Origin of the sequence: Hydrogenophaga sp. H7 (assembly GCF_002025745.1) — a bacterium.
GTDB classification, from domain to species: domain Bacteria; phylum Pseudomonadota; class Gammaproteobacteria; order Burkholderiales; family Burkholderiaceae_C; genus Hydrogenophaga; species Hydrogenophaga pseudoflava.
This window is the reverse complement of the sequence record NZ_MCIC01000016.1, coordinates 93,931-120,498: the sequence shown is the minus strand read 5'-3', so window position 1 is coordinate 120,498 and position 26,568 is coordinate 93,931. Positions and strand designations below refer to the sequence as shown.

The 26,568-nt window shown below is 68.9% G+C and carries 27 protein-coding genes; 16 read left to right on the top strand and 11 right to left on the bottom strand.

The features are described 5' to 3' along the window. Positions 1–27: 27 nt before the first annotated feature. From BC358_RS14095 to atzF, 4 genes are all read left to right on the top strand, one after another. Positions 28–726, top strand: coding sequence for an urea amidolyase associated protein UAAP1 (locus tag BC358_RS14095; protein ID WP_218669501.1), 699 nt, complete (start codon positions 28–30; stop codon positions 724–726). 16 nt (positions 727–742) lie between these two features. Continuing rightward, positions 743–1,420, top strand: coding sequence for an urea amidolyase associated protein UAAP2 (locus tag BC358_RS14090; RefSeq protein ID WP_079366318.1), 678 nt, complete (start codon positions 743–745; stop codon positions 1,418–1,420). Positions 1,421–1,500: 80 nt separating this feature from the next. Next, positions 1,501–5,127, top strand: a complete 3,627-nt coding sequence (uca, locus tag BC358_RS14085; RefSeq protein WP_079366317.1) for an urea carboxylase — start codon at positions 1,501–1,503, stop codon at positions 5,125–5,127. A 15-nt stretch (positions 5,128–5,142) separates the two neighbouring features. After that, complete coding sequence (atzF, locus tag BC358_RS14080) at positions 5,143–6,981, top strand: allophanate hydrolase (protein WP_079366316.1); 1,839 nt, start codon at positions 5,143–5,145, stop codon at positions 6,979–6,981. A gap of 178 nt (positions 6,982–7,159) precedes the next feature. Here the strand turns inward: atzF and BC358_RS14075 are convergent, their stop codons facing one another. From BC358_RS14075 to BC358_RS14070, 3 genes are all read right to left on the bottom strand, one after another. Continuing rightward, a complete protein-coding gene (locus BC358_RS14075; protein ID WP_143434312.1) occupies positions 7,160–8,128 on the bottom strand; it encodes a hypothetical protein in 969 nt (322 codons plus the stop codon). Positions 8,129–8,242: 114 nt separating this feature from the next. Beyond that, positions 8,243–8,998 (bottom strand): hypothetical protein, encoded by a 756-nt coding sequence (locus BC358_RS21900; protein ID WP_143434311.1) that lies wholly within the window; start codon positions 8,996–8,998, stop codon positions 8,243–8,245. A 450-nt stretch (positions 8,999–9,448) separates the two neighbouring features. Further along, the gene (locus BC358_RS14070; protein WP_079366314.1) at positions 9,449–10,414 is read right to left on the bottom strand and encodes a YafY family protein; all 966 of its coding nucleotides are present in this window, start codon (positions 10,412–10,414) and stop codon (positions 9,449–9,451) included. A 113-nt stretch (positions 10,415–10,527) separates the two neighbouring features. Between BC358_RS14070 and BC358_RS14065 the strand changes: the two genes are divergently transcribed. From BC358_RS14065 to BC358_RS14055, 3 genes are all read left to right on the top strand, one after another. After that, complete coding sequence (locus BC358_RS14065; protein WP_079366313.1) at positions 10,528–11,133, top strand: glutathione S-transferase family protein; 606 nt, start codon at positions 10,528–10,530, stop codon at positions 11,131–11,133. A gap of 66 nt (positions 11,134–11,199) precedes the next feature. Beyond that, positions 11,200–12,075: an alpha/beta fold hydrolase gene (locus BC358_RS14060; protein WP_079366312.1), complete on the top strand. Its 876-nt coding sequence runs from the start codon at positions 11,200–11,202 to the stop codon at positions 12,073–12,075. A gap of 17 nt (positions 12,076–12,092) precedes the next feature. Continuing rightward, positions 12,093–12,710: a YdeI family protein gene (locus BC358_RS14055; RefSeq protein WP_079366311.1), complete on the top strand. Its 618-nt coding sequence runs from the start codon at positions 12,093–12,095 to the stop codon at positions 12,708–12,710. 56 nt (positions 12,711–12,766) lie between these two features. Here the strand turns inward: BC358_RS14055 and BC358_RS14050 are convergent, their stop codons facing one another. The 3 genes from BC358_RS14050 to BC358_RS14040 are packed head-to-tail and all read right to left on the bottom strand — an operon-like array spanning position 12,767 to position 14,485. Then, positions 12,767–13,423, bottom strand: a complete 657-nt coding sequence (locus BC358_RS14050; protein WP_079366310.1) for an NAD(P)H-binding protein — start codon at positions 13,421–13,423, stop codon at positions 12,767–12,769. Further along, positions 13,420–14,109: a helix-turn-helix transcriptional regulator gene (locus BC358_RS14045; RefSeq protein WP_079366309.1), complete on the bottom strand. Its 690-nt coding sequence runs from the start codon at positions 14,107–14,109 to the stop codon at positions 13,420–13,422. Before BC358_RS14045 ends, BC358_RS14050 begins: the two co-directional genes overlap by 4 nt. Before the next feature lie 37 nt (positions 14,110–14,146). After that, the gene (locus tag BC358_RS14040) at positions 14,147–14,485 is read right to left on the bottom strand and encodes an NIPSNAP family protein (protein ID WP_066151934.1); all 339 of its coding nucleotides are present in this window, start codon (positions 14,483–14,485) and stop codon (positions 14,147–14,149) included. Positions 14,486–14,671: 186 nt separating this feature from the next. Here BC358_RS14040 and BC358_RS14035 point away from each other — a divergent pair, with 186 nt between their 5' ends. Both BC358_RS14035 and BC358_RS14030 read left to right on the top strand, forming a co-directional pair. Next, complete coding sequence (locus tag BC358_RS14035) at positions 14,672–15,187, top strand: OsmC family protein (protein ID WP_079366308.1); 516 nt, start codon at positions 14,672–14,674, stop codon at positions 15,185–15,187. A gap of 13 nt (positions 15,188–15,200) precedes the next feature. After that, complete coding sequence (locus BC358_RS14030; RefSeq protein WP_079366307.1) at positions 15,201–15,599, top strand: OsmC family protein; 399 nt, start codon at positions 15,201–15,203, stop codon at positions 15,597–15,599. On the opposite strand, the gene BC358_RS14025 is transcribed toward BC358_RS14030, so the two are convergent. Then, positions 15,580–17,796 (bottom strand): cation-translocating P-type ATPase, encoded by a 2,217-nt coding sequence (locus tag BC358_RS14025; protein ID WP_079366306.1) that lies wholly within the window; start codon positions 17,794–17,796, stop codon positions 15,580–15,582. The two genes, BC358_RS14030 and BC358_RS14025, sit on opposite strands and share 20 nt — an antisense overlap. Positions 17,797–17,947: 151 nt before the next feature. On the opposite strand from BC358_RS14025, the gene BC358_RS14020 reads away from it, so the two are divergent. The 3 genes from BC358_RS14020 to BC358_RS14010 all read left to right on the top strand — a co-directional run bounded on the left by BC358_RS14020 (position 17,948) and on the right by BC358_RS14010 (position 19,920). Further along, positions 17,948–18,139, top strand: a complete 192-nt coding sequence (locus tag BC358_RS14020; protein WP_079366305.1) for a heavy-metal-associated domain-containing protein — start codon at positions 17,948–17,950, stop codon at positions 18,137–18,139. Between the two features lie 100 nt (positions 18,140–18,239). Next, positions 18,240–18,815 carry a Cu(I)-responsive transcriptional regulator gene (cueR, locus tag BC358_RS14015; protein WP_306292799.1) on the top strand — a complete coding sequence of 192 codons (576 nt, stop codon included), beginning with the start codon at positions 18,240–18,242 and terminating at the stop codon, positions 18,813–18,815. A gap of 127 nt (positions 18,816–18,942) precedes the next feature. Beyond that, positions 18,943–19,920, top strand: a complete 978-nt coding sequence (locus tag BC358_RS14010) for a tripartite tricarboxylate transporter substrate binding protein (protein ID WP_079366304.1) — start codon at positions 18,943–18,945, stop codon at positions 19,918–19,920. A 21-nt stretch (positions 19,921–19,941) separates the two neighbouring features. On the opposite strand, the gene BC358_RS14005 is transcribed toward BC358_RS14010, so the two are convergent. Then, the gene (locus tag BC358_RS14005; protein ID WP_079366303.1) at positions 19,942–20,688 is read right to left on the bottom strand and encodes a cyclopropane-fatty-acyl-phospholipid synthase family protein; all 747 of its coding nucleotides are present in this window, start codon (positions 20,686–20,688) and stop codon (positions 19,942–19,944) included. 52 nt (positions 20,689–20,740) lie between these two features. Next, positions 20,741–21,373 carry a LysE/ArgO family amino acid transporter gene (locus BC358_RS14000; RefSeq protein ID WP_079366302.1) on the bottom strand — a complete coding sequence of 211 codons (633 nt, stop codon included), beginning with the start codon at positions 21,371–21,373 and terminating at the stop codon, positions 20,741–20,743. Between the two features lie 93 nt (positions 21,374–21,466). Here BC358_RS14000 and BC358_RS13995 point away from each other — a divergent pair, with 93 nt between their 5' ends. The 3 genes from BC358_RS13995 (at position 21,467) to BC358_RS13985 (ending at position 22,728) form a co-directional block, all read left to right on the top strand. Beyond that, positions 21,467–21,934: an Lrp/AsnC family transcriptional regulator gene (locus BC358_RS13995; protein WP_174545232.1), complete on the top strand. Its 468-nt coding sequence runs from the start codon at positions 21,467–21,469 to the stop codon at positions 21,932–21,934. A gap of 84 nt (positions 21,935–22,018) precedes the next feature. After that, positions 22,019–22,426 (top strand): DUF4844 domain-containing protein, encoded by a 408-nt coding sequence (locus BC358_RS13990; RefSeq protein ID WP_143434310.1) that lies wholly within the window; start codon positions 22,019–22,021, stop codon positions 22,424–22,426. Continuing rightward, positions 22,387–22,728, top strand: coding sequence for a hypothetical protein (locus BC358_RS13985; protein WP_079366300.1), 342 nt, complete (start codon positions 22,387–22,389; stop codon positions 22,726–22,728). The genes BC358_RS13990 and BC358_RS13985 overlap by 40 nt, the downstream gene beginning before the upstream one ends. Before the next feature lie 33 nt (positions 22,729–22,761). Here BC358_RS13985 and BC358_RS13980 read toward each other — a convergent pair whose 3' ends face one another. Next, positions 22,762–24,672 (bottom strand): FAD-dependent monooxygenase, encoded by a 1,911-nt coding sequence (locus tag BC358_RS13980; RefSeq protein WP_079366299.1) that lies wholly within the window; start codon positions 24,670–24,672, stop codon positions 22,762–22,764. 124 nt (positions 24,673–24,796) lie between these two features. Between BC358_RS13980 and BC358_RS13975 the strand changes: the two genes are divergently transcribed. Further along, complete coding sequence (locus tag BC358_RS13975; protein ID WP_079366298.1) at positions 24,797–25,216, top strand: MarR family winged helix-turn-helix transcriptional regulator; 420 nt, start codon at positions 24,797–24,799, stop codon at positions 25,214–25,216. Here BC358_RS13975 and BC358_RS13970 read toward each other — a convergent pair. Next, complete coding sequence (locus BC358_RS13970) at positions 25,185–26,435, bottom strand: MFS transporter (RefSeq protein ID WP_079366297.1); 1,251 nt, start codon at positions 26,433–26,435, stop codon at positions 25,185–25,187. The two genes, BC358_RS13975 and BC358_RS13970, sit on opposite strands and share 32 nt — an antisense overlap. Positions 26,436–26,568 lie beyond the last annotated feature (133 nt).

Genomic DNA, 26,568 nt, shown 5'->3' with positions numbered 1-26,568 from the left:
CTGGCGGGCGTGCACACCGGCCACGCGATGTGGAGCGAAGTCATGCCCGGCGGCAGCCACTGGAGCTGGCGCATGCCGCGCGGCAGCGCGATCCGCTTCGTGGCGCTGGAAGCCGGCGCCAATGTGAGCGTGGTCATGTACTCGGCGCTGGAAAAGCTCGAGCGCTACAACATGCCCGACAGCCTCAAGGCGCAGCACACCGCGCACTACGGCAAGGGCCATGTGCTGATGAGCGACATGGGCCGCAGCATGGCCAGCGTCACGGCCGACAGCCTGGGCTGGCACGACCCGCTGGGCGCACTGCTGGACAACGAGCTGATGGACGCGAAGTACGGCGCGCTGCCCTACGAAAAGGCGCGCAACGCCATGCACCGCTCGGGCAAGGACGGGCTGCTGATCGAGATCGGCAAATACGGCCTCACCAAGCGCGACCTCGTGGCGCCGGTCAACCTGTTTTCCAAGGTCAGCGTGGACGAACAGGGCCGCTTCCATTTCGCAAAGGACCACAGCCGCGCGGGCGACTTCGTCGAACTGCGCTTCGACATGGACGTGATCGTCGCGGTCTCCAGCGCGCCGCACCCGCTGGACCCGTCGACCGAGTGGTCGCCGAAGAAGGTCGGTCTGCTGGCCTGGCGCTGCGGCGCCGCGCCGGCCAACGACGCCTGCCGCGCCTTCCGCCCGGAGAACGCGCGCGCCCTGCACAACAGCGACATGCTCTACCTGTGAGCGAGGAGACGAAGCCATGAACGCCACCACCGAATCCACCGCCACCGACATCCGCATCCAGGAAAGCGCGCTCGACCCGGCGAACGCTGTACTCAACCAGCGCCACCCCGCGGGCGAGCCCATCCTGTTCGCCGTCAACAAAGGCCAGACCCTGCGCATCGTCGACCTCGAAGGCAACCAGGCCGCCGACGTGATCTTCTACAACCGCGACGACCTGGCCGAGCACTACAGCGCCACCGATACCATGCTGCACCAGGGCGGCATCTACCTGACCACCGGCTCGGTGATCCGCAGCAACGAGGCGCGGCCCATGCTCACCATCGTGGCCGACACCTGCGGCCGGCACGACACGCTGGGCGGCGCCTGCGCGGCCGAGAGCAACACCGTGCGCTACGCGCTGCAGAAGAAGTTCATGCACAGCTGCCGCGACAACTACCTCATCGCGCTGCAGCGCGCCGACATCGGCCTGACCAAGCGCGACCTGGTGCCCAACATCAACTTCTTCATGAACGTTCCTGTTACCGGCGAAGGCGGGCTGAAGTTCGACGACGGCGTGTCCGGCCCCGGCAAGTACGTGGAGATGCGCGCCGAGATGGACCTGTGGGTGCTGATCAGCAACTGCCCGCAGCTCAACAACCCCTGCAACGCCTACAACCCGACGCCCATTCAATTGATCGTCTGGGACCCCGCCTGACCGAACCCTTGTGAAACCGGCCAGCAGGACGGCCTGCTGCGCGACACCCCTCGGCAGGACGGCCTGCCATCGGAGAGCCCATGTTCCGCAAGGTCCTGATCGCCAACCGCGGCGCCATCGCCTGCCGCATCATCCGCACGCTCAAAGCCCTGGGCGTGCAGAGCGTGGCCGTGTATTCCGAAGCCGACGCGCAGGCGCGCCATGTGCGCGAGGCCGACGAGGCCTGGCTGCTCGGCCCGGCGCCCGCGGCCGAGAGCTACCTCAAGGCCGAGCGCATCCTGCAGATCGCCAAAGACTGCGGCGCCGAAGCCATCCACCCCGGCTACGGCTTCCTGTCCGAGAACCCGGGCTTTGCCCAGGCCTGCGAAGACGCGGGCATCGCCTTCATCGGCCCCACGCCCGATCAGATGCGCGCCTTCGGCCTGAAACACACGGCGCGCGATCTGGCCGAACAGCGCGGCGTGCCGCTGTTGCCCGGCACCGGCCTGCTGGCCGATGCGGCGCAGGCCCGCGCCGAGGCGCTGCGCATCGGCTACCCGGTCATGCTCAAGAGCACGGCCGGTGGCGGCGGCATCGGCATGCGCCTGGTGTGGAGCGAAGACGAACTGAGCGACGCGTTTGCCTCGGTGCAGCGGCTGGCCAGCGCCAACTTCAAGGACGCCGGCCTCTTCCTGGAAAAGTACGTCGAGCAGGCGCGCCACATCGAGGTGCAGGTGTTCGGCGATGGCGCGGGCACGGTGCTCGCGCTGGGCGAGCGCGACTGTTCGGTGCAGCGCCGCAACCAGAAGGTGATCGAAGAGACGCCCGCGCCGGGCCTGAGCGATGCGCAACGCCACGAGCTGCACGCCACCGCGGTGCGGCTGGCGCAGGCGGTGAACTACCGCTCGGCCGGCACGGTGGAATTCGTCTACGACGCCGCCACCGGCCAGTTCTACTTCCTCGAAGTCAACACCCGCCTGCAGGTGGAACACGGCGTGACCGAGCAAGTCACCGGGGTCGATCTGGTCGCGTGGATGGTGCAGCTCGCGGCCGGCGACCTGCCGCCGCTGGCCACGCTGGCGCCCACGCCGCAAGGCGCGTCCATCCAGGTGCGGCTGTACGCCGAAGACCCGGCGAAGAACTTCCAGCCCAGCGCCGGTCTGCTGACAGAGGTGGTGTTCCCCACCGACGCGCGCGTGGACGGCTGGGTCGAGCGCGGCACCGAGGTGCCCGCCTGGTACGACCCCATGCTGGCCAAGCTCATCGTCACCGCGCCCGACCGCGAACAGGCCTTGCAGAAGCTCGACGCGGCGTTGGCCGCCACGCGCCTGGCCGGCATAGAGACCAACCTGGGCTACCTGCGCCAGGTGGTGCGCGACCCGGTGTTCCGCGAAGGCCGGCAGGTCACGCGCTTTCTCAACAGCTTCCACTTCCGCCCCGCGACGGTGGAAGTGGTCGAGCCCGGCGTACAGACCAGCGTGCAGGACTGGCCGGGCCGCCTGGGTCACTGGGACGTGGGCGTGCCGCCCAGCGGCCCCATGGACGCCTACGCGCACCGCATGGCCAACCGCCTGGTGGGCAACGCTGCCGACGCGGCCGCGCTGGAGATCACGCTCGCCGGCCCCACGCTGCGCTTCAACGCCGACGCGGTGATCGCCGTGACCGGCGCACCGGTGAAGGTGCTGCTCGACGGCGCGCCGCTGCCCCTGTGGCAAAGCCACCGCGTGGCCGCCGGCAGCGTGCTCGCCATCGGCCGCGCCGAGGCCGGCGCGCGCCTGTGCCTGGCCGTGGGCGGCGGCTTTGACGTGCCGCTCTACCTGGGCAGCCGCAGCACCTTCACGCTCGGCCAGTTCGGCGGCCACGCCGGCCGCCACCTGCGCACCGGCGACGTGCTGCACCTGGCCGCGCCCGGCGCCGGCACCGCGGGCGTGAGCGCATCCAGCGACACCGTGCCCGCTTTCACCCACCACTGGGACGTGGGCGTGCTCTACGGCCCGCACGGCGCGCCCGACTTCTTCACAGAAAGCGACGTGGCCACCTTCTTCGCCACCGACTGGGAAGTGCACTACAACTCCAGCCGCACCGGCGTGCGCCTCATCGGCCCCAAGCCGCATTGGGCGCGTGCGGACGGCGGCGAGGCCGGCCTGCACCCCTCGAACATCCACGACAACGCCTACGCCATCGGCGCCATCGACTTCACCGGCGACATGCCGGTCATCCTCGGCCCCGACGGCCCCAGCCTCGGCGGCTTCGTCTGCCCTGCCGTGGTGGTGGACGCCGAACTCTGGAAGCTCGGCCAGCTGCGCCCCGGCGACACGGTGCGCTTTCACCGGCTCTCGCTCGATGAAGCACTCGCGCGCAGTGCGTCAGTCGAAGCCGCGTTGACATCCCTCACGCAGGCCCTGCCCGCCACCCCAGCCGACGACGCGTCAGCCCACCCCACCCCCATCATCCTGGCCGACCCCGCGCGCGAAGACGAGGCCGTGCCCGCCATGGTGGTGCGCCAGGCCGGCGACCGTTACCTGCTGGTCGAGTTCGGTCCGCTGGTGCTCGATATCGAACTGCGCCTGCGCGTGCACGTGCTCATGCAGGCGCTGCAAGCGCGCATCGCCGCCGGCACGCTGCCCGGCATCGTGGACATGACGCCCGGCATCCGGTCGCTGCAGCTGCACTTCGACCCCGCCAAGGTCTCGCGCGCCGAACTGCTCAAGGTGCTGGTCGAGGCCGAGGCCGCGCTGCCCGCGGTCGACGACATGGAGGTGCCCAGCCGCATCGTCCACCTGCCGCTGAGCTGGGACGACCCGCAGACCAAACTGGCGATCGAGAAGTACATGCAGTCGGTGCGGCCCGACGCGCCCTGGTGCCCGAGCAACATCGAATTCATCCGCCGCATCAACGGGCTGGACAGCATCGAAGACGTGTTCAAGGTGGTCTTCGACGCGAGCTACCTCGTGCTCGGCCTGGGCGACGTGTACCTGGGCGCGCCGGTGGCCACGCCGGTGGACCCGCGCCACCGCCTGGTGACCACCAAATACAACCCCGCGCGCACCTGGACGCCCGAGAACGCCGTCGGCATCGGCGGCGCCTACCTCTGCGTGTATGGCATGGAAGGCCCCGGCGGCTACCAGTTCGTCGGCCGCACGCTGCAGATGTGGAACCGCTGGCGCCACGGTGAGCCGGGCTCGGTGTTCGAGCAGCCCTGGCTGCTGCGCTTCTTCGACCAGATCCGCTTCGTGCCGGTGGACCAGGACGAGCTGCTGCGCATCCGCGCCGCCTTCCCCCACGGCGGCTACGCGCTGCAAATCGAAGAGACCAGCTTCAGCCTGCGCGACTACCGCCGCTTCCTGGCCGACAACGCCGCCAGCATCGGCGCCTTCAAGGCGCAGCAACAGGCCTCGTTCGACGCCGAGCGCGAGCGCTGGGCCGCCAGCGGTCAGCTCAGCTACGCGGGCGATGCCGACGTGGCCGCGGCCGACGCCAGCGTCGAGCTGGACCTGCCGCCCGGCGGCCGCCCGCTGGCCAGCAGCGTGCCCGGCAGCGTGTGGAAGGTGCTGGTCAGCGAAGGCCAGCGCGTGGCCGCGGGCGACGTGCTGCTCGTCGTCGAGTCCATGAAGATGGAATTCAGCGTGCTCGCCCCGCAGGACGCCACCGTGCACCGCCTCATGTGCCGCGAAGGCGCGCCCGTGGCCGCCGGCCAGGACGTGCTCGTCCTCGTATCCGAAGACTGAATCCCCGGAGCCCCCATGACCACGAACCTGCAAGACCTGTCCTTGGACCTCGCCAGCCTGCGCGCCGCCTACGCCGCCGGCACCCCCGTGCGCGCCGTCATCGCCGAGGCCATGCGCCGCTGCGCCAGCGACGCCCACCACGCCTTCATCCACCGCCTGACCGACGCCGAGATCGAGCCCTACCTCGCGCACCTCGACGGCGTGGACCCGGCCAGCCTGCCGCTCTACGGCGTGCCCTTCGCGATCAAGGACAACATCGACCTCGCGCACATCCCCACCACCGCAGCGTGCCCCGAGTACGCCTACACGCCGGGCGAGAGCGCCTTCCTCGTGCAGCAGCTCATCGCGGCCGGCGCGGTGCCGCTGGGCAAGGCCAACCTCGACCAGTTCGCCACCGGCCTCAACGGCACGCGCTCGCCCTACGGCGCGTGCCAGAACGCCTTCAACCCCGACTTCGTCTCGGGCGGCTCCAGCAGCGGATCGGCCGTGAGCGTGGCCAAGGGCTGGGTCAGCTTCTCGCTGGGCACCGACACGGCCGGCTCGGGCCGCGTGCCCGCCAGCTTCAACAACCTCATCGGCCTCAAACCGACCATCGGCCTGCTCTCGGCCACCGGCGTGGTGCCGGCCTGCCGCTCGGTGGACACCGTGTCCATCTTTGCGCTCACTGCGTCGGACGCGCAGGCCGTGCTCGCCGTCGCCGCCGTGCCCGACGAAGCCGACGCCTTCAGCCGCGCCGCGAAGCCCTTCGGCGTGGACTTCTCGGCCGGCCCCTTCCGCTTCGGCGTGCCGCGCCCGCAGGACCTCAACTTCTTCGGCAACGATGCGGCCGTCGAACTCTTCGCGCAGAGCATCGAACGCCTGCACGCCCTCGGCGGCACCGCCGTCGAAGTCGACCTCACCCCCTTCCTCGACGCCGCGCGCCTGCTCTACGAAGGCCCATGGGTGGCCGAGCGCTATGTGGCCATCAAAGACTTCATCGACGCACAACCCGAGGCCGTGTTCCCGCCCGTGCGCACCATCATCGAAGGCGGCAAAGCCAAAACCGCGGCCGACGCCTTCGCCGCGAGCTACAAGCTCAAGGCCCTCAAGCGCGTGTGCGACGCCGTGTGGCAAGACGTGGACTGCCTGCTCACGCCCACCGCCGGCACCATCTACCGCATCGCCGACATGCAGGCCGACCCGATCCGCCTGAACAGCAACCTCGGCCACTACACCAACTTCATGAACCTGCTGGACTACGCCGCCGTCGCGGTGCCCGCCGGCTTCCAGGCCAGCGGCGACGCGCAAGGCCTGCCCTGGGGCGTGACCCTGGCCGCGCCCGCGTTCAAGGACGTGCCCCTGCTGCGCCTGGCCGATCGCTTCCACCGCGCGCAGGCGGCGCTGTCACTCGGCGCCACCACCGCAACGCTGGCCGACACCCCCGCCATCGCCACCACCGAGCTGCCCAAAGGCAGCATCACCCCCGGCACCGTCAAGGTCGCCGTCTGCGGCGCGCACCTCAGCGGCCTGCCGCTCAACGGGCAACTCACGCAACGCGGCGCGCGCCTGCTCGGCGCGGTGCAGTCCGCGCCCGAATACAAGTTCTACGCCCTCGCCGGCGGCCCGGTCCAGCGGCCCGGCATGGTGCGCGTCAACGAAGGCGGCGCCGCGATCGACATGGAGGTTTGGGAACTGCCCGCCGAACACTTCGGCAGCTTCGTCGACGGCATCCCCGCCCCGTTGGGCATCGGCAAGGTCATGCTGGCCGATGGGTCGTGGGTGAGCGGGTTTGTGTGCGAGGCGATCGGGGTCGAGGGTGGGACCGAGATCACGCAGCTGGGGAGCTGGCGGGCGTGGTTGGCGCGGCAGGGTTGAGGTCCGGTTCTCGCTCTTGGCGTGAGCGGCAGCTTTTTCTGCTTGCCGCCCTTGGCCGTAAGCAGACTTTTAGTCCCATCCAAGTCAACTGGAACTGTCCGAAAAGGAGCTCCTCACTGTCTGCAGTGAACGTCGTATGCATATGGTCGTCATTGCTGCGACCAGTCGAGAAATGGCGTCAGAGCTCCGCGTCCAGTTCGATCCTACTAATCGGGACTACGCCTTTGACGTAGCACCCGCTGCTATCGCGCACACGAAACCGAACGCGGACAGTCGCTAGACGGGTATCGCCAGGTCGAAGCTCAACTACCTCTGCGGTGAGTCCTGCCTCTTGGAACTGAACCTTTAGCTTGGGAGCCACGCGCATCTCTACCGCCGTGACAATGGTCCATATACCCTCTCCGTTCGGGGGATAGAGCCCAGGACCCGCGGCGATCGCAGCCTCAATCAAACCCTCTGGAATTGGCGAGTCTGAAGATGCAGCGGCGGAACGGACGTCGTTCGCGAACATCGCTCGTTTGAAGCGGAGGAATGCAACTGGTTCCGAAATTGCTTGTGCAGAGAGTCCATCCAAAGGACGAAGAGTTGTGAAAGCCTGATCCGGCACGCTCTGCGGAAGAGGCGTTACTGCACTCGTCGTGTTCACGCAAGCCAATGCGAACAGCCCTTCGACACCGAACCTTGTCAACTCACCCTCCAGAATGGGAGTGGCTGCCGCAACCACAACGAAGTGGACTTGGATCACACCGATGAAATCAGAGGGCACCCCGATGACCGAGTCGTCCTGCCTTGTGCCCACTGCCGAGTCCAGCAAGTCGAAACTTGGCACGCGATAGCCCAGAACGACGACTGGCTCTTCCAAGTCCATCAGAGCTGGGATGAAACGAGGTGCAGCATTGTCAAAGTGATAGTTGATCCGACCACTGGTGTGAATCGAAACTTCTTTCGTCTTTCGAGCGGTCCTTTCGACTTCTTCTGGCGAGGGATCGTTCCACTGAAAAGTCCAACATTTGTCGCTCGTGCCGTCCCGCACAAGGCTCAGGCGAAGCGATCCATCATGAGTGACATTGATGGAGGCAAGCTGCCTAAGAACACCTTCTCGGCGCAAAAGAATTCGGGCCATTGGTAGGATTTGTGCCTGCGCCATCGAATCCGTTCCTTACCCGAAACGACCACGGCACCTGTCGGCCAAGAGCAGTCAATATTTAGTGAAAGTGGCAGTCGGTCAATTAGGAGTGAGATGGAGTTGGGTCCGTTGAAGCTATCTGTTTGATTCAGCATTTTCGAAGAACTCAAACTGAAACAGATCCTTGTACTCAGCCCCTGTGTAATCCTTATATGTCACTATAAACAGGAAAATATTCTGTTTTGGTTGATTTCTATGCACTTTTGCGCTACTAGGGATAAATCCGATGCGTCTCGCAATCTCACGCAGTTCAATCAGAGGGAGGGATAGTTCGCCGTTTTTCCTAATGTTTAATAGAGGAGTAGCATATTTCGGATCACAGGTAGACATCAATTCGCTTCCCGCGAAAATTGGTTCTCCATTCGTATCAAAAGTCTGCGAAATGCTGATGCAAATTGCGCGTGCTGAAGTATTTCCTGTGTTTTTCAAGAAAAACCTCGCGTGCCCTTCTATTCTTCTTAGTCCGTACTCTAACTCAATCGATTCAAGTTCCAAAATGGGGCGATTTGCTTCAGCAAGTACTTTTTCCTCATCCTGTCGACCCCCTTCCCCTCCCCGAGTATCCGACTCGTTCTTTCCTTTTTCACTGCCAAGCCAATAACTTAAAATTGGTTTCCAGGTGTCTTGGTAAAATCCGCCGAAGACGGCTAAAATTGCAACAAGAGAAAATACAAAAGAAATTGGTTGCCATTTGTGGTGTCGGCAGAAGATGTAAGACGCTTCATTTTTGCAGCGACTACGGTTCTTCGTTCTGCCAAAGCACTGCATTTTTTCACCTTGAAAAGCGGCTGATAGCGATGATCGCAGTCTCAAAAAATGACCGCTTGGCATCCTCAAAGCTTGCTCGAATTTAAGCCGAACTGCTCCCCTCCTAGGTCCAACAGGCTGCTGAGTCAGGTTAGCGAAAGGCTCACTACATCTGCAATAGCCTACAGATGGAGGGGGATTCCGTCTACTGGGCCGAGCCGTTTGCGTTGTGGGCTGATTGCGGAGGCGGAACTTCGCTTTGAATCACCAATAGTCCTTCTCCTTAGAGGGAAAGCCAAGAGCTACCCTCGCCCAGTGCATTGTCGTTGAGTGGCCACTGAACACTGACAATAGTGCAGCAGACGGCTACCTCGCAGCATCACAAAGGGCAGTTTCGAGCGGTAACTGGAACAAAACAGCTGGAGTTGACCGGCTGCAACCCAACCTACAGCGGTCGTTGTGTGCACCAAGCTACTTTCGCCCCGACGGTCCAAATACACGGATCAGGCCAAAGCCCTTTACGGTACCTCACCATCACCCAGCACGCGCCAAGCTCCGCCCCACCCGCTCACTCGCTCGGCGCAGCCGCTCCTTCAGTGCGGGCGGTTCCAGCACATCGAACTCCACGTCCAGCGCCATGAGCCAGTAGACCAGCGAGTCCAGCTGGCCCGTGCCGCAGAGCATGAGGCAGTGCGCGTTGTCGATCGCTTCCAGCGTGGCGGCCGATGGGGGAATGGTTTTCGCCATCACCTCGCGCGGCTGGTGCAGCACCACGCGCGCCTGTTCGCCCTGCTGGTGCACGCCGGCCATGGCCCCGGTGACGTAGGCGCGCAGGTCGCCCGCGGGCGGCGGGCGCGGCGCGAAATGCGCGCCGGTGCGGGGTGTGCCCTGCACGCGGTCGATGCGGAAGGTGCGCCAGTCGTCGCGCGCCGGGTCCCAGGCCACCAGGTACCAGTGGTGGCCGGTATGCACCAGCCCGTGCGGCTGCACCTGGCGCACGCTGGCCTGGCCGCGCAGGTCGCGGTAGCTGAAGCCCACCTGCAGCTGGTCGCGGCAGGCGGTGGCCAGGGTGGCCAGCACGCTGGCGTCGATGGTGGGCCCCATGCGCTGCACCGGCACGATGGCCGAGCGCAGCGCACCCGTGCGGCGGCGCAGGCGGGTGGGCATCACCTGTTCCAGTTTCACCAGCGCGCGCAGCGAGCTTTCTTCCACACCGCTCACGGTGCCGGCCGCGGCGATCTGCAGGGCAATGGCCACCGCCAGCGCCTCTTCGTCGTCCAGCAGCAGCGGCGGCAGCGTCTGCCCCGCGCGAAACGCATAGCCGCCCGCCACGCCGCTGCTGGCGTGGATGGGGTAGCCGAGCTGGCGCAGCCGGTCGATGTCGCGCCGCAGCGTGCGCGGGTGCACGGCCAGCCGCTCGGCCAGCTCGGGGCCGGCCCAGTGGCTGCGGGTCTGCAGCAGCGACAGCACCCGCAGCAGGCGCGAGGACGATGAAAGCATGGCCGCACTCTAACTTTGATTGAGGGCCGGAACTGTCCGCAATGGGCGCGACATTGCAGTCACGGGTTCGGCGCGGTGTCGGGCCCGCTGTCCACATCTTCAAGGAGCTCACCATGTCCAAGATCGTTCTCTACTGGCACCCCATGTCCAGCGCCACCCCGGTCGCCTGCGCCCTCGCCGAACTCGGCGTGCCGCACGAGCGCGTCAAGGTCGACATCACCACCGGTGAGCAGCGCCGCCCCGATTTCCTGGCCATCAACCCCAACGGCAAGGTGCCCACGATGACGGTGGACGGCGCGCCGATGTTCGAGGCGCTGGCGATCGAGCTGTGGCTGGGCCACACCTATGGCGTGAAGAGCGGCCTGTGGCCAGCCGGCGGCACGCCCGAACACCTGCAGGCCATGTCATGGAGCACCTGGTCCTACGTGACCTACGGCGCGCAGCTGGTGCGGCTGCAGGCCGCGAAGGACATGGGCACACCCGACGATGCCCACGGCGCTGCGGCATACAAGGCCCTGGACGGGCTGCTCACCGTGCTCGACGGGCACCTGAGCAACAAGCCCTGGTTGCTGGGCGATGCGTACACGCTGGTCGACCTGATCGTGGCGTCGGTCATCGGCTACAGCGTCTACCTCGGCGCCCCGGTGGCCGACCACCCGACCACCAACGCCTGGCTGCAGAAGGTGCAGGCGCGCCCGGCGATGCAGATCGACGCCTGAGCGCGTCCAAGCCCCCTGCCGTTTTCACTAGGTCTGGAAGAGGGGGTGCAGGGTGAGAATGGTCCGATGACCACCTCTTCCTCCTCCTTTATCTCCGACGCCGACCGCACCCAGGTCGTGACCTACACCTGGGCCGACGTGGACGGCCCCTCCACCGGCGTGGTGCAGATCGCCCACGGGCTGGCCGAACACGGCGAGCGCTACGACCGTTTTGCCCGGGCGCTCAACGCGGCCGGCTTCGTGGTCCACGCGGTCGACCACCGCGGCCACGGGCGAACCGCCAACGGGCGGCTGGGCGACTTCGGCGCCGCCGGCTTTGGTGGCCTGATCGCCGACGTGGCCCAGTTCGGCGCCGCGCTGCGCGCGCAGCACGGTGGCCTGCCGGTGTTCCTGCTGGGGCACTCGATGGGGTCGTTTGCCGCGCAGGCGGCCCTGCTCGATCACTCGTCCACCTGGTCGGGCGCGGTGCTGTCCGGCTCGACCGCGCTGGACGCGTTCGCCGCCGCGATGGCCAACGCCCCGGCCGACGCGCCCGCCGGGCTGGAGGCCTTCAACGCCGGCTTCGAACACCGCACGGGCTACGAATGGCTGTCCCGCGACGCCGCCGAGGTGGACGCCTACGTGGCCAACCCCTGGTGCGGCTGGGACGTGCCGGCCGATGTGATTCCCGCCCTGTTCGAACCCGCGCCCCGGGTGGCCGACCCGGCGCGGCTGGCCGGTATCCGCCGCGACCTGCCGCTGCTGATCGCCTCGGGCGATGCCGACCCGCTGGCCGGTGGCGGCGCGCTGATCCAGCTGCTGGGCCAGCGCTACCGCGACGCGGGCCTGAGCGACGTCACGGTGAAGCTTTACCCCGGTGGCCGCCACGAAATCCTGAACGAGACCAACCGCGATGAGGTGACCGCGGACATCGTGGCCTGGCTGCGCGCCCACGCGGCGTAAGCGCCGTCCACGCAGCGATGAGCACCCGGGAACCCGGCCTTCAGGTTCAACCTGCCCCGAGCCTGTTCAGGAACGCCAAGGCGTTCGAGACCTGGCTGAAGAAGCACCACGCCAGTTCCGACGGCCTCTGGCTCCAGATCGCCAAACGGGGCGCCGACGAGCCCAGCGTCACCTACGCCGAAGCGGTGGAGATCGCGCTGTGCTGGGGCTGGATCGACGGGCAGAAGAAGGGGCTGGACGACCAGCACTTTTTGCAGCGCTTCACGCCGCGGCGCGCGCGCAGCGTCTGGTCGAAGGTCAATGTGGAAAAGGTCGCGGCGCTCATCGCTGCGGGGCGCATGCAGGCGCCGGGCCTCGCGCAGGTCGAAGCGGCCAAGGCCGACGGTCGCTGGGCCAGGGCGTACGACGGCTCGCGAACGTCGGTCGTACCCGACGACCTGCAGGCGGCGCTGGATGCGCAGCCGAGCGCCAGGGCCTTCTTTGCCACGGTCAACGCCGCCAACCGCTACGCGGTGTTGTGGCGCATCCAGACCGCTGTGAAGTCCGAAACGCGCGCCCGTCGCATTGCCCAGCTGGTGGACATGCTGGCGCGCGGCGAGACGGTGCACATCTTCAAGCCGAAGTCCAAGGGCTGAGGGCAGGGCGCGCCGTTGCGCGTCGAGCGCTGGCGTCTCCGTTCACGCAGCCCGCCTCAGCGGCCGATGCGCGCCAGCTCGTCCGACGCCAGCACCACCACGCCCTGCGCAGTCGGCAGCGTGCGCACCAGGGCCAGCGCCACCGCCCGCGCGTGCACAGGTCGATAGGCACCCGGCATCAGCGGCCCGATCAGTTTGGCGATGGGGATAGCGAGGCGTTCACCCAGGCGCGGGGGCTGCTGCAGCCCGTCGCGCAGGTCGAGCAGCAGCGAAGGCTGCGCCAGCACCAGGGCCTGCAGGTCCAGTTTGCGCAGCGCGTCTTCCAGCTCGCCCTTGACGCGGTTGTAGAACACGGAGGACTGCGCGCTGGCACCGGCCGCGCTGACCAGGCCGACGCGGCGCACGCCCGCGGCCACGGCGGCGCGCGCCACCGCGAGGTTGGCGTCGAAGTCCACCGCGCGGAAGGCCGCCTGGCTGCCCGCCACCTTGATGGTGGTGCCCAGCGCGAGGTAGAGCTCGTCGGCGGGTGGCAGCGCAGGCAGGCGCGTGAAGTCGACGCGCAGGGGCTGCAGCTTGGGGTGGTGCAGGTTCAGGTCGCGGCGGGTCAGCGCATGCACCTGCGCCACCGTCGGGTCGGCCAGCAGGGCTTGCAGCATCTGTCCGCCCACCAGGCCGGTGGCGCCGGCGAGCAGCACTTTGCGTGTGGGGTTCATGGGGTGGTGAGCAAGGCCATCAGTTCCTGTTGCCCCACTGGCGTGACCGCCACATCGCGACCCGCCCCGCGCCGCACCCAGCCCTGCGCCACCAGGTGCTGGTACAGCCGGTCGGCCAGTTCGCCCGCCAGGTGGTCGCGCCGCTCGGACCAGTCCAGGCAGGGGTAGGCGTAGCGCCGCTTCCTGCCGGGCTCCGGTGGCTCGAAGCCCAGACGCTGGCACCACGCGCGGCCGCTGTCGGTGAGGGCGTAGCCGCTGCTCACCGGCTGCAATCCATCGGCCGCCATCAGGCCGTCGAACAGCCGGACGCCGAGGCGCCCCGCCAGGTGCCCGTAGCAGCAGCGCGCCTCGCGCAGGCGCGCCCGTTCGGGCGAGGCCCATTCGCTGTCGTGTTCGCCGCGCTCGGCCACCACGGCCAGGGCTTCGAGCGCGTGCGCCACGTCGGCGTCGGCGAGGCGGTAGTAGCGGTGGCGGCCGCGCGGTTCGCAGGCCACGAAGCGCGCGTCGAGCAGCTGGGCCAGGTGGCCGCTGGCGGTGGCGGGCGTGACGGACGCGGCCTTGGCCAGCTCGCTGGCGCTGGCGCACTCGCCGCTGAGCAGGTAGGCCAGCATGCGCGAGCGCGCCGGGTCGGCCACCATGGCGGCCACGCGGGCGAGGCGGGGTTCGTGCGGGGTGTTGCGGCTCATGGGCCTCAGCGTAACGCAGCGGGCCATGCTTCCACCATCACGGCGCCACCTGCCGCGGCCGATGGACCGTGCCGGCCACGTCTTCGAGCCAGCTGCGTTCCTCACGCAGGATGAAGCGCTGCGCCTGCGCCAGCTCGAAGTTGGCGCGGCCTTCGGGGTCGGCGCGCAGCACGGCGCGGTAGCGCTCGTAGGCGGCCATGTCGTCGAAGCCGATCAGCCCCCAGGCGATGTGATTGCTGCCTTCGTGCGGCAGGAAGTAGCCGAGCAGGTTCCCGCCGCAGCGGGGAATGATGCGGCCCCAGGCCTCGGCGTAGCGGCGAAAAGCCTCGCGCTGGAAGGGGTCGATCTGGTAGCGGATGAAGCAGGTGATGGGCATGGTGCGGGTACCGGTGTGGAACAGGGGTGGACTGTCCGCCTGATCGGGCCGCGGATGCTTCGGGCTGCGCCGAAGCGTGGTGCCCCGTCGCCGCGCCGCCCGGCGGCCGGGCTGCATGCAGGGATCGGTCACGGGTAGACTGGTCCGCCGTTTCCGGCACCGGTTGGCCGCCACTGGAGAAACCGCATGACGCTTGCACACATCCAGCAATCGATCGAGGGCGTGACGAGGTACTTTTCCGAGCACCCGGAGAAGGCGCTGTCCACCGACAAGGCCGCCACGGCCGTCGTCGAGCAGGGCCTGCGCTGCGTCGCCACCGGCCCCGGCGGCGAGACCCTGGTCAGCGACATGCCCAAGGGCATCGGCGGCGCCGCGAGCGCGCCCACACCCGGCTGGTATCTGCGCGCGGCCCTGGCCAGCTGCGACGCCACCGTCATCGCCCTGCGCGCCGCGCAACTGGGCATCGTTCTGAGCCGGCTGGAGGTCACGGTGGACAGCGTCTCCGACGACCGGGGCATCCTCGGGCTGGGGGATGGCGTGCCGCCGGGACCGCAGAGCGTGAGCATCCGCGTGCGCATCGCGGCGGACGGCGCCTCCCCGGAACAGCTGCACGAGATCGTCGCCTGGGCCGAGGCGCACTCCCCGGTGGGCGATGCGGTGCGCCGGGCCGTCCCGTCGCGGGTCGAGGTCACGCTCGTCTGAGAAGGAGGCCACCGTGCAGATCAGCGCCCGCGTTGTCAGCTCAGCCGGCCAGCACGCCGTGTCGGTGCGCACGGGCGATGCGGAGCAGCCGCTGGCCGTGCCGCCCAGGGACGGTGGCGGCTCGGCCGTGAACGGCGGCGAATTCCTCATGCTGGCCCTGGCCACCTGCTACGCCAACGACCTCTACCGCGAGGCACGCCGCCTGGGCATGGAGCTGACCCAGGTCGAAGTCGAGGCCACGGCGTCGTTCGAGGGTGTGGGCCTGGCCGCGTCCGACGTCCGCTACCGGGCCCGGGTCCAGTCGCCGGCACCGCCCGAGGCAGTGGAGCGCCTGCTGCGCGAGACCGATGCCGTGGCCGAGGTGCACAACACGCTGCGAACGGGCGTCCCGGTCAGCTGGGTGCGCTGGTAGGGTGCCAGCGGCGCAGCAGAAGCGCGTTGGAGATCACGCTCACGCTGCTCAGCGCCATCGCGGCGCCGGCCACCATCGGGTTGAGCCAGCCCAGTGCGGCCAGCGGGATGCCGATCACGTTGTAGGCGAAGGCCCAGAACAGGTTCTGGCGGATCTTGGCGTAGGTGCGGCGCGAGATGTCGATGGCATCGCCGATGAGCGAGGGGTCGCCCCGCATCAGGGTGATGCCGGCGGCGTGCATCGCCACGTCGGTGCCGGTGGACATGGCCATGCCCACGTCGGCGGCGGCCAGTGCGGGGGCGTCGTTGATGCCGTCGCCCACCATCGCCACGCGGTCGCCGCCGCGGCGCAGGTCGGCCACGATGCCGGCCTTGTCGGCCGGCAGCACCTCGGCGCGGATGTGGTCCAGGCCCAGTGCACGGCCCACCGCCTGGGCGCTGCCCTGGTTGTCGCCGGTCACCAGCACGGTCCGGATGCCCAGCGCCTTGAGCTGCCGCACGGCGTGCGCGGCCGTGGGCTTGAGCTCGTCGCCGAAGGCGAGCAGGCCCATCAGGCGGGGGGCGTCCGTCAGGTCGGCCAGCCAGGAGACGGTGCGGCCTTCCGATTGCAACGCGCTGGCCGCGGCCTCCATCGCCGACAGGTCCACGGCCAGTTCGTTCATGTAGCGCGTGCTGCCCAGGTGGATGTCGCGTCCCTTCACCTGCGCGCGCATGCCCCGCCCGGCCACGGCCGCGACACCGTGCGCCGCAGGCACCGCGACGGCCCGCTCGCGCGCCACGTCCAGCACCGCCCTGGCCAGCGGATGTTCGCTGCCGTTCTGGATGGCGGCGGCGAACGGCAGCAGCTGGGCCTCGTGGCCGGCGGCCGCCTCCAGGGCCACCAGCGTGGGCTTGCCCTGGGTGAGCGTGCCGGTCTTGTCGAAGGCCACGGTGTCGATCTTGTGGGCGATCTCCAGTGCCTCCGCGTCCTTGATGAGAATGCCGCGGCGCGCCGCCACGCCGGTGCCGGCCATGATGGCCGTGGGCGTGGCCAGGCCCAGCGCACACGGGCAGGCAATCACCAGTACGGCCACGGCGTTCAGGATCGCGCGCTCCCAGTCACCGGTCGACAGGCCCCAGCCCAGCAGGGTGGCCAGTGCCAGCGCCAGCACGACGGGCACGAACACGGCACTGACCTGGTCGACCATGCGCTGGATGGGCGCCTTCTTCGCCTGGGCCGACTCCACCATGCGCACGATGCGCGAGAGGGTCGATTCGGCGCCGATGGCCGTGGTCATCACCAGCAGCAGGCCTTCGGCGTTGACGGCGCCGCCCGTGACCGCGTCGCCCGGGTGCTTGGCCACCGGCAGGCTCTCGCCCGTGATCAGGGACTCGTCCACCTCGCTGGCCCCTTCGGTGACGGTGCCGTCCACGGGAATGCGCTCGCCGGGCCGGACCACCACCAGGTCGCCCACCTTGACCTGGGCCAGCGGCCGGTCCACATCGCCCGACGCGGTGCGCACGCGCGCGACCTCCGGCCGCAGGGCGTTGAGCGCCTGGATGGCCGCGGTCGTCTGCCGCTTGGCGCGCGCCTCCAGCCACTTGCCCAGCAGCACCAGGGTGATGATGACCGCCGAGGCCTCGAAGTACAGGTGCGGCGTGCCGTGTTCGGCGTGCTGGAACAGCAGGTAGACGCTCAGCCCGTAGCCGGCGGAGGTGCCCAGGGCCACCAGCAGGTCCATGTTGCCGGCGCCAGCCCGCAGGGCCTTCCAGCCGGCGCGGTAGAAGCGCGCGCCCAGCCAGAACTGGACCGGCGTGGCCAGCAGCCACTGGGCCCAGCCGTTGAGTGACCAGTCCTGGCCGAACAACATGCCCAGCATGGGCAGGACCAGCGGAAAGCTGAAGGCGGCCGACAGGGCCACCGGCCACCAGGGGTGGGAGGCCGGCGCGGGCCGGTCGTCTTGGGTGGGCTGCGCGACCGAGTAGCCCGCGCGCTCGACAGCGCCGGTGAGCGCGGGCAGCGACACGCCGGGCCCGGCCACCACCGACGCGCGTTCGGTGGCGAGGTTGACGGTGACGTCCTGCACGCCGGGCACGGCCTTCAGGGCCTTCTCGACGCGCCCGACGCAGGACGCGCAGGTCATGCCCTCGATGGGCAGTTCGAACTCGGTGCCGTGCCGGGCGTCGACCGGCGGGGCGAGGGTGGCGGATGCTTGCATGGCGATCTCCTGGTGTGAGGGGGAGTCCGCACTCTCGGGTTTGACGCAGTGTCAAGGTCAAACGCCCTCCGCGACGCGCCACGACCCTTGACCTTGCCGCTGTGGCAATGCCCAGACTGGCCGCTCCTCAACTTTTTTTCAGGAGTGCGACATGCATGAATTCCAGTTGCCCGACATGACCTGCGGCCATTGCGCTGGGGTGGTGGGCCAGACGCTGCACCTGGCCGACCCGGCCTGCAAGTTCCAGGTGGACCTGCCGGCGCGCAAGGTCACCGTGCAGAGCGACGAAGACCGCGCGGTGCTGGCCGAGGCCCTGACCGACGCCGGCTACCCGCCGGCCTGAGCGCGCAGACCATGGGCGTCCCATGGTCACTTGACCTTGACACGGTGGCAAGGACGACATTTCGGGCCACCGCACTCTTTCTGTTCCGAGGAGCCTTCCCATGAACCCGCTCATGAACATCGGCGAAGCCGCCAAAGCCGCCGGCGTCTCGCCCAAGATGGTCCGCCACTACGAGCAGACCGGCCTGCTGCCGCCGGCCGAGCGCACCGAATCGGGCTACCGCCTGTACGGCGAGCGGGAGGTGTCGGTGCTGCGCTTCATCCGCCAGTCCCGGCGGCTGGGTTTTTCCGTGCCGCAGATCGCCGAGCTGATCGGCCGCTGGGGTGACGACCGGCGCACCAGCCGCGAGGTCAAGACCATCGCCCTGCGCCACCTGGCGGATCTGGACGAGAAGCTCAGGGAAATCGCCGAGATGAAGGCCGGGCTCGAAGGGCTGGTGCGCGCCTGCGCGGGGGACGACCACGCCCACTGCGCGATCCTGGACAACCTGGCCGCCGACAGCCCGGAGGCGCCGCGCCATGTGGCGCGCTTCGTCAAACCCCGGCGCCGCCGCCTGGCACCGGACGACGAGGCCCCGCGCAGCGCAAGGGCCGCGCCCGCCTCCGGCCATGTCGACCTGATGGCGTGGATGCAGGGCGTGCACACGCACCAGCCCGGGGCCGGGGGCAAGGCCTGAGCCTGCGACCAGGGCGGGGGGCAGCACGCGGCCGGCGGCTGGGCGCGTGTCTTGCATGGGGCTGCAGGCACTGCACACACGCGCACTGGCACGGTGCGCGCCCCACCCCGCTTTTCAGGAGCCCTTCATGCCCGACCGCCGCACCACCCTGGCCTGTGCCGCCGCCCTCGCCGCCCTGTCCTTCTCCGGCCTGTCGGCCGCGCAAGGCAAGTACCCGGACCAGACCGTCAAGCTGGTAGTGGCCCTGCCCGCTGGCGGCAGTGTGGACATGATCGCGCGGGCGCTGGGCCAGAAGCTGAACGCGTCGCTGGGCGTGCCCTTCATCGTGGACAACCGCGGCGGCGCCTCGGGCCAGATCGGCATGCCGGTGGTGGCCAGGGCGGCGCCGGATGGCCACACGCTCGCGGTGTCGCCGGCCTCGTTCCTGACCACCAACAAGAGCGTGTTCAAGACACTGCCCTACGACCCCGAGGCGGACTTCACGCCGGTCACCCGCCTGGTCAACCAGCCCATGGTGCTGATCGTGAAGGACAAGCAGAAGTACCCCTCGGTCGCGGCGCTGGTCGCGGCGGCCAAGGCCCAGCCGGGCGGCATCACCTTCGCGTCGTCCGGCGATGGCAGCCCCCAGCACCTGGGCGGCCTGCTGTTCGAATCGCGCGCCAAGGTGAAGATGCTGCACGTGCCCTACAAGGGCGGTGCGCTGGCCATCAACGACACGCTGGCCGGCACGGTGGACGTGATGTTCGCGGTGATGCCCGAGGCGGTGCCGCACGTGGCCTCGGGCAAGCTGCACGCGCTGGGGGTGATGAGCCCGACCCGCTCGCCGGTGATGCCGCAGGTGCCGACCATGGCCGAGGCGGGCGTGGCCGACATGAACCTCTCGGCCTGGATGGCTCTGCTGGCACCGGCCAAGACGCCGCGCCCCATCGTCGACCAGCTCAACCGCGCGGTGCAGGCCGCGTTCGACCCCGAGCTCAAGGCCAAACTGGCCGAGAGCGGCATCGAGGTGGCGACCAGCTCGCCCGAAGAACTGCAGCGCCTGATCGCCAGCGACATCAAGCTGCACGCGGAGCTGGTGAAGTCCGCCGGGCTGGTGCCGCAGTAGCGGAGGCCGTGGCGCCCGCGCCTACCGCGCCATCAGCGCAAACACGCCCCAGCCCAGGTACTCGCGTGTGTAGGTCGCGTAGCGCACCGGTTCCGAGTGCAACTGGGCCCGCACCTCTGCGGCCATGTCGTCGCCGGGGTTCGCTTCCAGCCAGCGGCGCATGGTGAGCCACTTGGCCGCTTCGTAGCGGTCCCAGCCGTCCTGGTCGGCCAGCACCATTTCCACCACGTCGTGGCCCAGCTCGGCGAACGAGGCCAGCAGCTGCGGCAGGGTGAGGAAGTCGGACACCGCGTGCGCCTGGCAGCCTTGTGCCACCGCATCGCTGGGCGGCAGCTGGCGCCAGAAGGGTTCGCCGATGAGCAGCATCCCGCCGTCGCGCAGGCTGCGCTTCAGCAGCGCGATGGTGCCGGCCACGCCGCCGCCGATCCAGGTGGCGCCGACACAGGCCGCCACGTCGACCGGCTCGTCCGCCACATGGCCGGCGGCATCGCCGTGAATGAAGCGGACCTGGTGCGCGACACCCAGCGCCTGAGCCCGCTGCTGCGCCTGTTCGGTGAACAGCGGGCTCATGTCGATGCCCGTGCCGACGATCTGGTGGTCGCGCGCCCAGGTGCACAGCATTTCGCCCGAACCACTGCCCAGATCGAGCACCCGGGTGCCCGGTGCCATGCGCAGTGCCGCGCCCAGCGTGGCGAGCTTGTCCGCCGTGATCGGGTTGTGGATGCGGTGCGCGCTTTCGGTGATGTTGAAGATGCGGGGGATGTCCACTGATGACACTCCAGAAAAAGGGCCGTGGATGAGGCTCCGCCGATTGTCGACCCTAGGTCACGAGCTGGCCCAGTTGCCACAGCCCCAGGGCGGCCAGCAGCGCGGCCGAGCCGAGGTTGACCGCGCGCTGCCAGCGCTCGTCGAAGCGCTCGCGCAGCCAGGCCACACCGGTGGACAGGATCAGCCACCACAGGGCCGAGCCCAGCAGCACGCCCAGCACCATCACCCAGGGCGAGAGCACGGGTGCTCCGCCCGCCAGCGCACCGAACACCGCCATGAACGACAGGATGGTGGTGGGGTTCGACAGCGTCAGCAGGAAGGTGCCCGAAACGTCGCGCAGCAGGGTGCCCGGTGGCGGGTGCTGGCCGCTGCGCCGCACCGGCGGTTTGTGCGCGATGCGCCACGCGAGCCACAGCAGGAACCCGCCGCCGAACAGGCCCAGCCACAGCTTCAGGCCCAGCAGCCAGTTGATGAGGCCCGAGACACCGAACGCGCCGATGGCACCGTAGACCGCGTCGGCCAGCGCGGCGCCGAGACCCGTGGCCAGGCCGGCGGCGCGGCCGTGGTCCAGCGTGCGCTGGATGGCCAGGATGCCGATCTGCCCGACCGGTGCCGCGATGGACAGCCCGATCAGCATCGACTGAACGAACAGCCCGGCCAGGGGGAATGAATGAAGCGTGTCCATGGACCAGATTGTCGGCAGGCCCTGGTGCGCTGCACAGGCGCTATCTCAGGTGAGAATCGCGTTCACCATCGATTTTTCAGGTGAAAGGCGTGTATGGCCGAGACGACGCTGGAACTGGACGCCAAGGCATGGGCGCTGCTGATGGCTTTGCAGGCCGATGGCCGGGCGCCGCTCAAGACCCTGGCCATGGCTGCGGGTCTGTCCGTGCCCGCCACGGTCGAACGCCTGAAGCGGCTGAAGGACGCGGGCGTGGTGCGTGCGGTGAGCGCCGACGTGGACCCGGCGCTGGCCGGCTATCCGGTGCGCGCCATCGTGGGCATCACGGTGCAGCAGCCGGGCAAGAAGGCGTTCATCGACAAGCTGCGCCGTGCGCCCGAGGTCCTGGAATGCCACCACGTCGCCGGGGCGGATTCCTATGTGGTGACCGTGGTGGCGCGCAGCCTGGAAGACCTGGAACGCTTCCTCTCGTCCATCAATGGCTACGGCGAGACACGGACCTCGATCGTGTTCTCCACGCCCATCCCGCGCCGCGGACTGGTGGCACCGGGCGCCGGCCGTTGAGGCGGCGCATTCCCCGGCCCCTCCGTCGCAAGAATGGCGAACTTGTTCACCTCCGAACCTCCACCACACCCTCCTGGGCGAGCAATGCCGACCTGTACCTCCCCCTCCCGCCGCGCCCTTCTCCTCTCCGCCCTGCTCGGCGCGGTGTCCATCCACGTCTGGGCCGACCCCGCAGGCCAGGGCCCGGCCGCCGAGGACCGCCGGCAGGCGCTGGACCGTTTCATCGCCAAAAAGAAGTTCGTGAACGAGCCGTTCTACCGCGTGGACCTGAAGGAAGCGGACCGGCTCCGGTACGAGGCCTGGGTGAACCGGCTGGCGCGCGACCTGCGCAAGCTGCCGCCGTCCCGGCAGACGAAGCCGGTCGTGCTGGGCCTGTTCAAGCCGGTGATGAAGAAGTTCGATTCCGCCGAGGGCGAGGACCAGGACCGGTTCGTCGGCTACCTCGAAGAGCGATGGACATTTTCGGCATCGAGAGTTCGGACGGGCTGCTGAGCTCCTGGCGCCACGGCGCCGACACCTCGGGCTTGCTGGAAGCGCGCAACGCGCAGGCGGTGGCGGCGATGACGCCCGATGAACGGGTGCTGCTGGAACGGCTTCAGGGCATCCACAAGGCCAACGCCGAGGAGACGCTGCGGTCCCTGTTCGGCGCGCCCGTGTTCGAGGACGAGGGCAGCAAGATGTGGTCGGTGACGGCTGCCGACCGCTCGTCCACCCTGGGTCTGTTGGAGCGGTGGGGCGCACTCACCCTGCTCTGGCAGGCCAACGGCCGGTTCATCTACGCCCGCCGGCTCTGAGGCCGGCCCCGTCGCTGGCCGCGCCGCCTTGCCTCAGCGCAACACCCCGGCAAAGAACGCCGAGAGTTCCTCGCGCGCGTCCAGCGGCAGCACGTTCGCCACGTACTGGTCGGGCCGCACGACGATGAGGCAGCCCCGCTCGCGGTGAATGCCGCGCATGTCGTAGATGTCGCCCGCACCCTTGTGGTCCACGCAGAAGACCTTCTCGTGGTCCTGCAGGCCGAGCTTGCCGGTCTTCGGCTTGAGCAGCGAGGGCATGTGCTCGTAGGCGAGCTGGTCGAAGGTCGGCTGGAAGATGGCGCGTACGTCGATGATGGCGTCGATGTCTTCGCCCTTGCGCGTGTGCTTCACGACCGGTGACTGAGGGTCGTTCTCCAGCCAGTCGGCCAGGCGGGCCATGGGTGCGCCGGACTGGCCCACGTCGCCTTGGCCCGCGAAGGCGTAGATCCGCCAGCGCGCGTCGGCTTCGGCCGCATGGCCCAGCTGCATCTGCTTGGCGTCCGACAGGCGCACCACCGGCGCGGAGTGGAAACGGCGGCCGATTTCTTCGCCCCTGGCCAGCGCCTGGTGCGTGCCGGGTGCGAACAGGGTCGAGGTGTCGTACTTCACCGCGGTGCCGCCGGTGAATTCGAGGTTGGCCTTGAACTGGCGGATGATGCGCGGCTCTTCGGTGCCCTCGCGCTCGGCCTGCGTGGTCGGCGCGGACATGATGCGCGACCACTCGTGGTCGGTCTCAACCAGGCGCTTGGCCTCGGTCAGGCGTTCTTTCGAATAGCTGCGCAGCAGGCTCGGGTCGGCGCGGCCCTGCAGCACATGCACCAGCTTCCAGCCGAGGTTGAAGGTGTCCTGCATCGACACGTTCATGCCCTGCCCCGCCTTGGGCGAATGGGTGTGGCAGGCGTCGCCGGCGGTGAACACGCGCGGGGCGCGGTCGCTGCCTTCGGGCACGTCGTCGAACTTGTCGGTGATGCTGTGGCCGATGTCGTAGATCGACCACCAGACGATCTCCTTCACGTCCAGCGAATAGGGTTTGATGATGCGGTTGGCCGCCGCGATCATGTCGTCCTGCGTGAACTTCTTGCTCGCGGCCTTCTCGCCGTCCTTGAGCTTGTCGAGTTCGACGTACATGCGGAACACGTAGCCGCCTTCGCGCGGCAGGATCAGCACGTTGCCCTCGTTGGCCGAGGAGATCAGACACTTCTGGCGCACATCGGGGAAGTCGGTGTTGGCCAGGATGTCCATCACGCCCCAGGCCTGGTTGGCCGCGTCGCCGTGCAGCACGCCGCCAATCGCCTTGCGCACCGCGGAGTGCGCGCCGTCGCAGCCGACCACGTAGTTGGCGCGCACGGTGCGCGTGGCGCCCCAGTTGATGCCGGTCGAGTCCTTGAGCGTGACGGTCACCGGGTGGTCGTCGGTGGTCTCGTCGATGGTCAGGCCCACGATTTCCCAGCCGTAGTCGGGCGCCAGGCGCGAGGGCGAGTTCGCCATCACCTCCAGGAACAGCTCGTGCAAGCGCGCCTGGTTGATCAGGATGTGCGGCATCTCCGAGCTGTCGTCGGCCACGTCCTGCACCCGGCCCACGCGCCGGATGTGCGAGGGGTTGGCGGGGTCGGGCATCCAGAACGCGGTCTGGTTGACCCAGTAGGTCTCGCGCTTGACCTTGTCGGCGAAACCGAAGGCCTGGAACATTTCCATGGTGCGCGTGTTGATGCCGTCGGCCTTGCCTTTGATGATGTTGCTGGCCATGCGCTCGACGATCATCGTCTCGATCTCGGGGAAGGCCGCCAGCTGCGCGGCCAGGCACAGGCCGGCCGGGCCGGTGCCGGCGATCAGCACGTCCACCTTTTCGGGCAGGGGTTCGTTGACGCCCCGGTTGCGGCGGTTGGGCGCGGCCTGCTTGATGTCGGGGTTGCCGCCGCGAAAACCGTCTTTGTAGAACTGCATGGGGTGTCTCCTGATGGGAAGGTCGCCCGGGGGCGATGGGTGGGAGCAAATGATATCTATGCTTACTAATTCGTGTCAATACGGTACGTATACTTATCAATAGTCTTTGAAACGGAGCGCAGGCATGGACTCACTCGACATGGCGGGACACCTGATCCGCCGGCTGCACCAGCTGTCCACGCAGGTGTTCGTGCAGCGCACTCAGGCGGCGGGCTTCGACCTGACGCCGGTGCAGTTCGCAGCGCTGGACGCCATCGGCCACCACCCGGGCACGGACCAGGCGACCGTGGCCGAGCTGATCGCCTACGACCGCGCCACCATCGGTGGCGTGATCGAGCGGCTGGAGCAGAAGGGCTGGGTGGACCGCGTGGTGAGCGAGCGCGACCGCCGCGCGCGCGTGCTGTCGCTGACGGCCGAGGGCGAGCGCATCCTCCAGGCGCTGGTGCCGGTGGTGCGCAACCTGCAGAACGAGATCCTGCAGGCCCTGGGCGAGGCCGATCGGGCGCGCTTTCTCAGGCTGGCGCGTCAGGCCGTGGGGTCGTAGGCGCCACCGCTGCGCCGCGGCGCGCCATGTGCAGCGCCAGCCCCTGCAGCAGGGCCAGCGCCAGCAGCCCGAGCCCGGCCGTGAGCCAGAGCGCGTGGCCGCCCCAGTGCGCCATGGCCAGACCGAACAGCAGCGGCGCGAAGGCCTGCGACACGCGGGCCGGCGCCATCAGCCAGCCCTGGCGCTCGCCGTAACCCGCGGCGCCGAACACCACCAGCGGCAGCGTCCCCTTGGCAATCGTCAGGATGCCGTTGCCCATGCCGTGCATCACGGCAAACAGCCAGGCGCCCAGCGGCCCGCCCAGGGCCAGCAACGCCACGCCGATGGGGTGCCCCGCGGTCGCGAAGCGGCTGGAGAGCAGCGGGTGGGCGCGGCGCAGCAGGCCGAATTCCAGCAGCCGCCCCGCCACCTGCGCCGGGCCGACCAGCATGGCCACGCCCAGTGCGGTGGAGGCCGACAGGCCCTGCGCCTGCAGCAGCAGCGGCAGGTGCGCGGCCATGGCGGTGTTGGTGAACCAGGCGATGGCGAACACGGCGGCAAGCACGATGGCGACGCCATTGCCGGCGGGTGCCTGCGCCGGTGCGCCCGAGTCGGCGGGTGCGGTGGGCGCGGATTCGGCCCGCACCGGCGGCGCCTCTTCCACCCGCCCGCGCGGCAACCCACTGTGCAGCGGCAGGCCCAGCACGAGGTGCAGCGCCGCCCAGCCCAGGCAGGTGCCGCGCCAGCCCAGTGTGTCCAGGCCCCACTGTGTGAGCGGCCAGCCCACGGTGCTGGCGAAGCCGGCGATCAGCGTGATGCCGGTGATGGCGTTGCGCGCGCTGACCGGGTAGAGCCGCACCAGCGTGGCGAAGGCCGCGTCGTAGAGCCCGCTGCCCATGGCCACGCCGATCACGCACCACGCGGCCCAGACCTGCCACCCGGCCTGCGCTAGGCCCAGCGCCGCCAGGCCGGCGGCAAACAGCAGGTTGGTGACCCGCAGCACCGCGCGCCCGCCGTGGCGGTCGATGGCGCGGCCCGCGGCCGGCCCGACCAGGGCCGAGATCACCAGTGCCAGCGTGAAGGCACCGAACACCTGGGTGACCGCCAGGCCCAGCTCGGCGGCCAGCGGCGCCGCCAGCAGGGCCGGCAGGTAATAGGACGAGGCCCAGGCCAGGGTCTGCGTGCTGCCCAGGCGCAGCACGACCCCGGTCTGGCTGGTGCGGCGGGATTCCTGGGACATGGCGTGTCGGCGGCGGTGGGTGGCGAGGTGTCCCGGATCTTAGGCCCGCCATAGTTCTTCAGGACTATTCAGCGCGCCCGCCCCGCGCCGAAAAACTCCGCATCAGGCCGCGGTGTGCGCGCGCCAGGAGTTC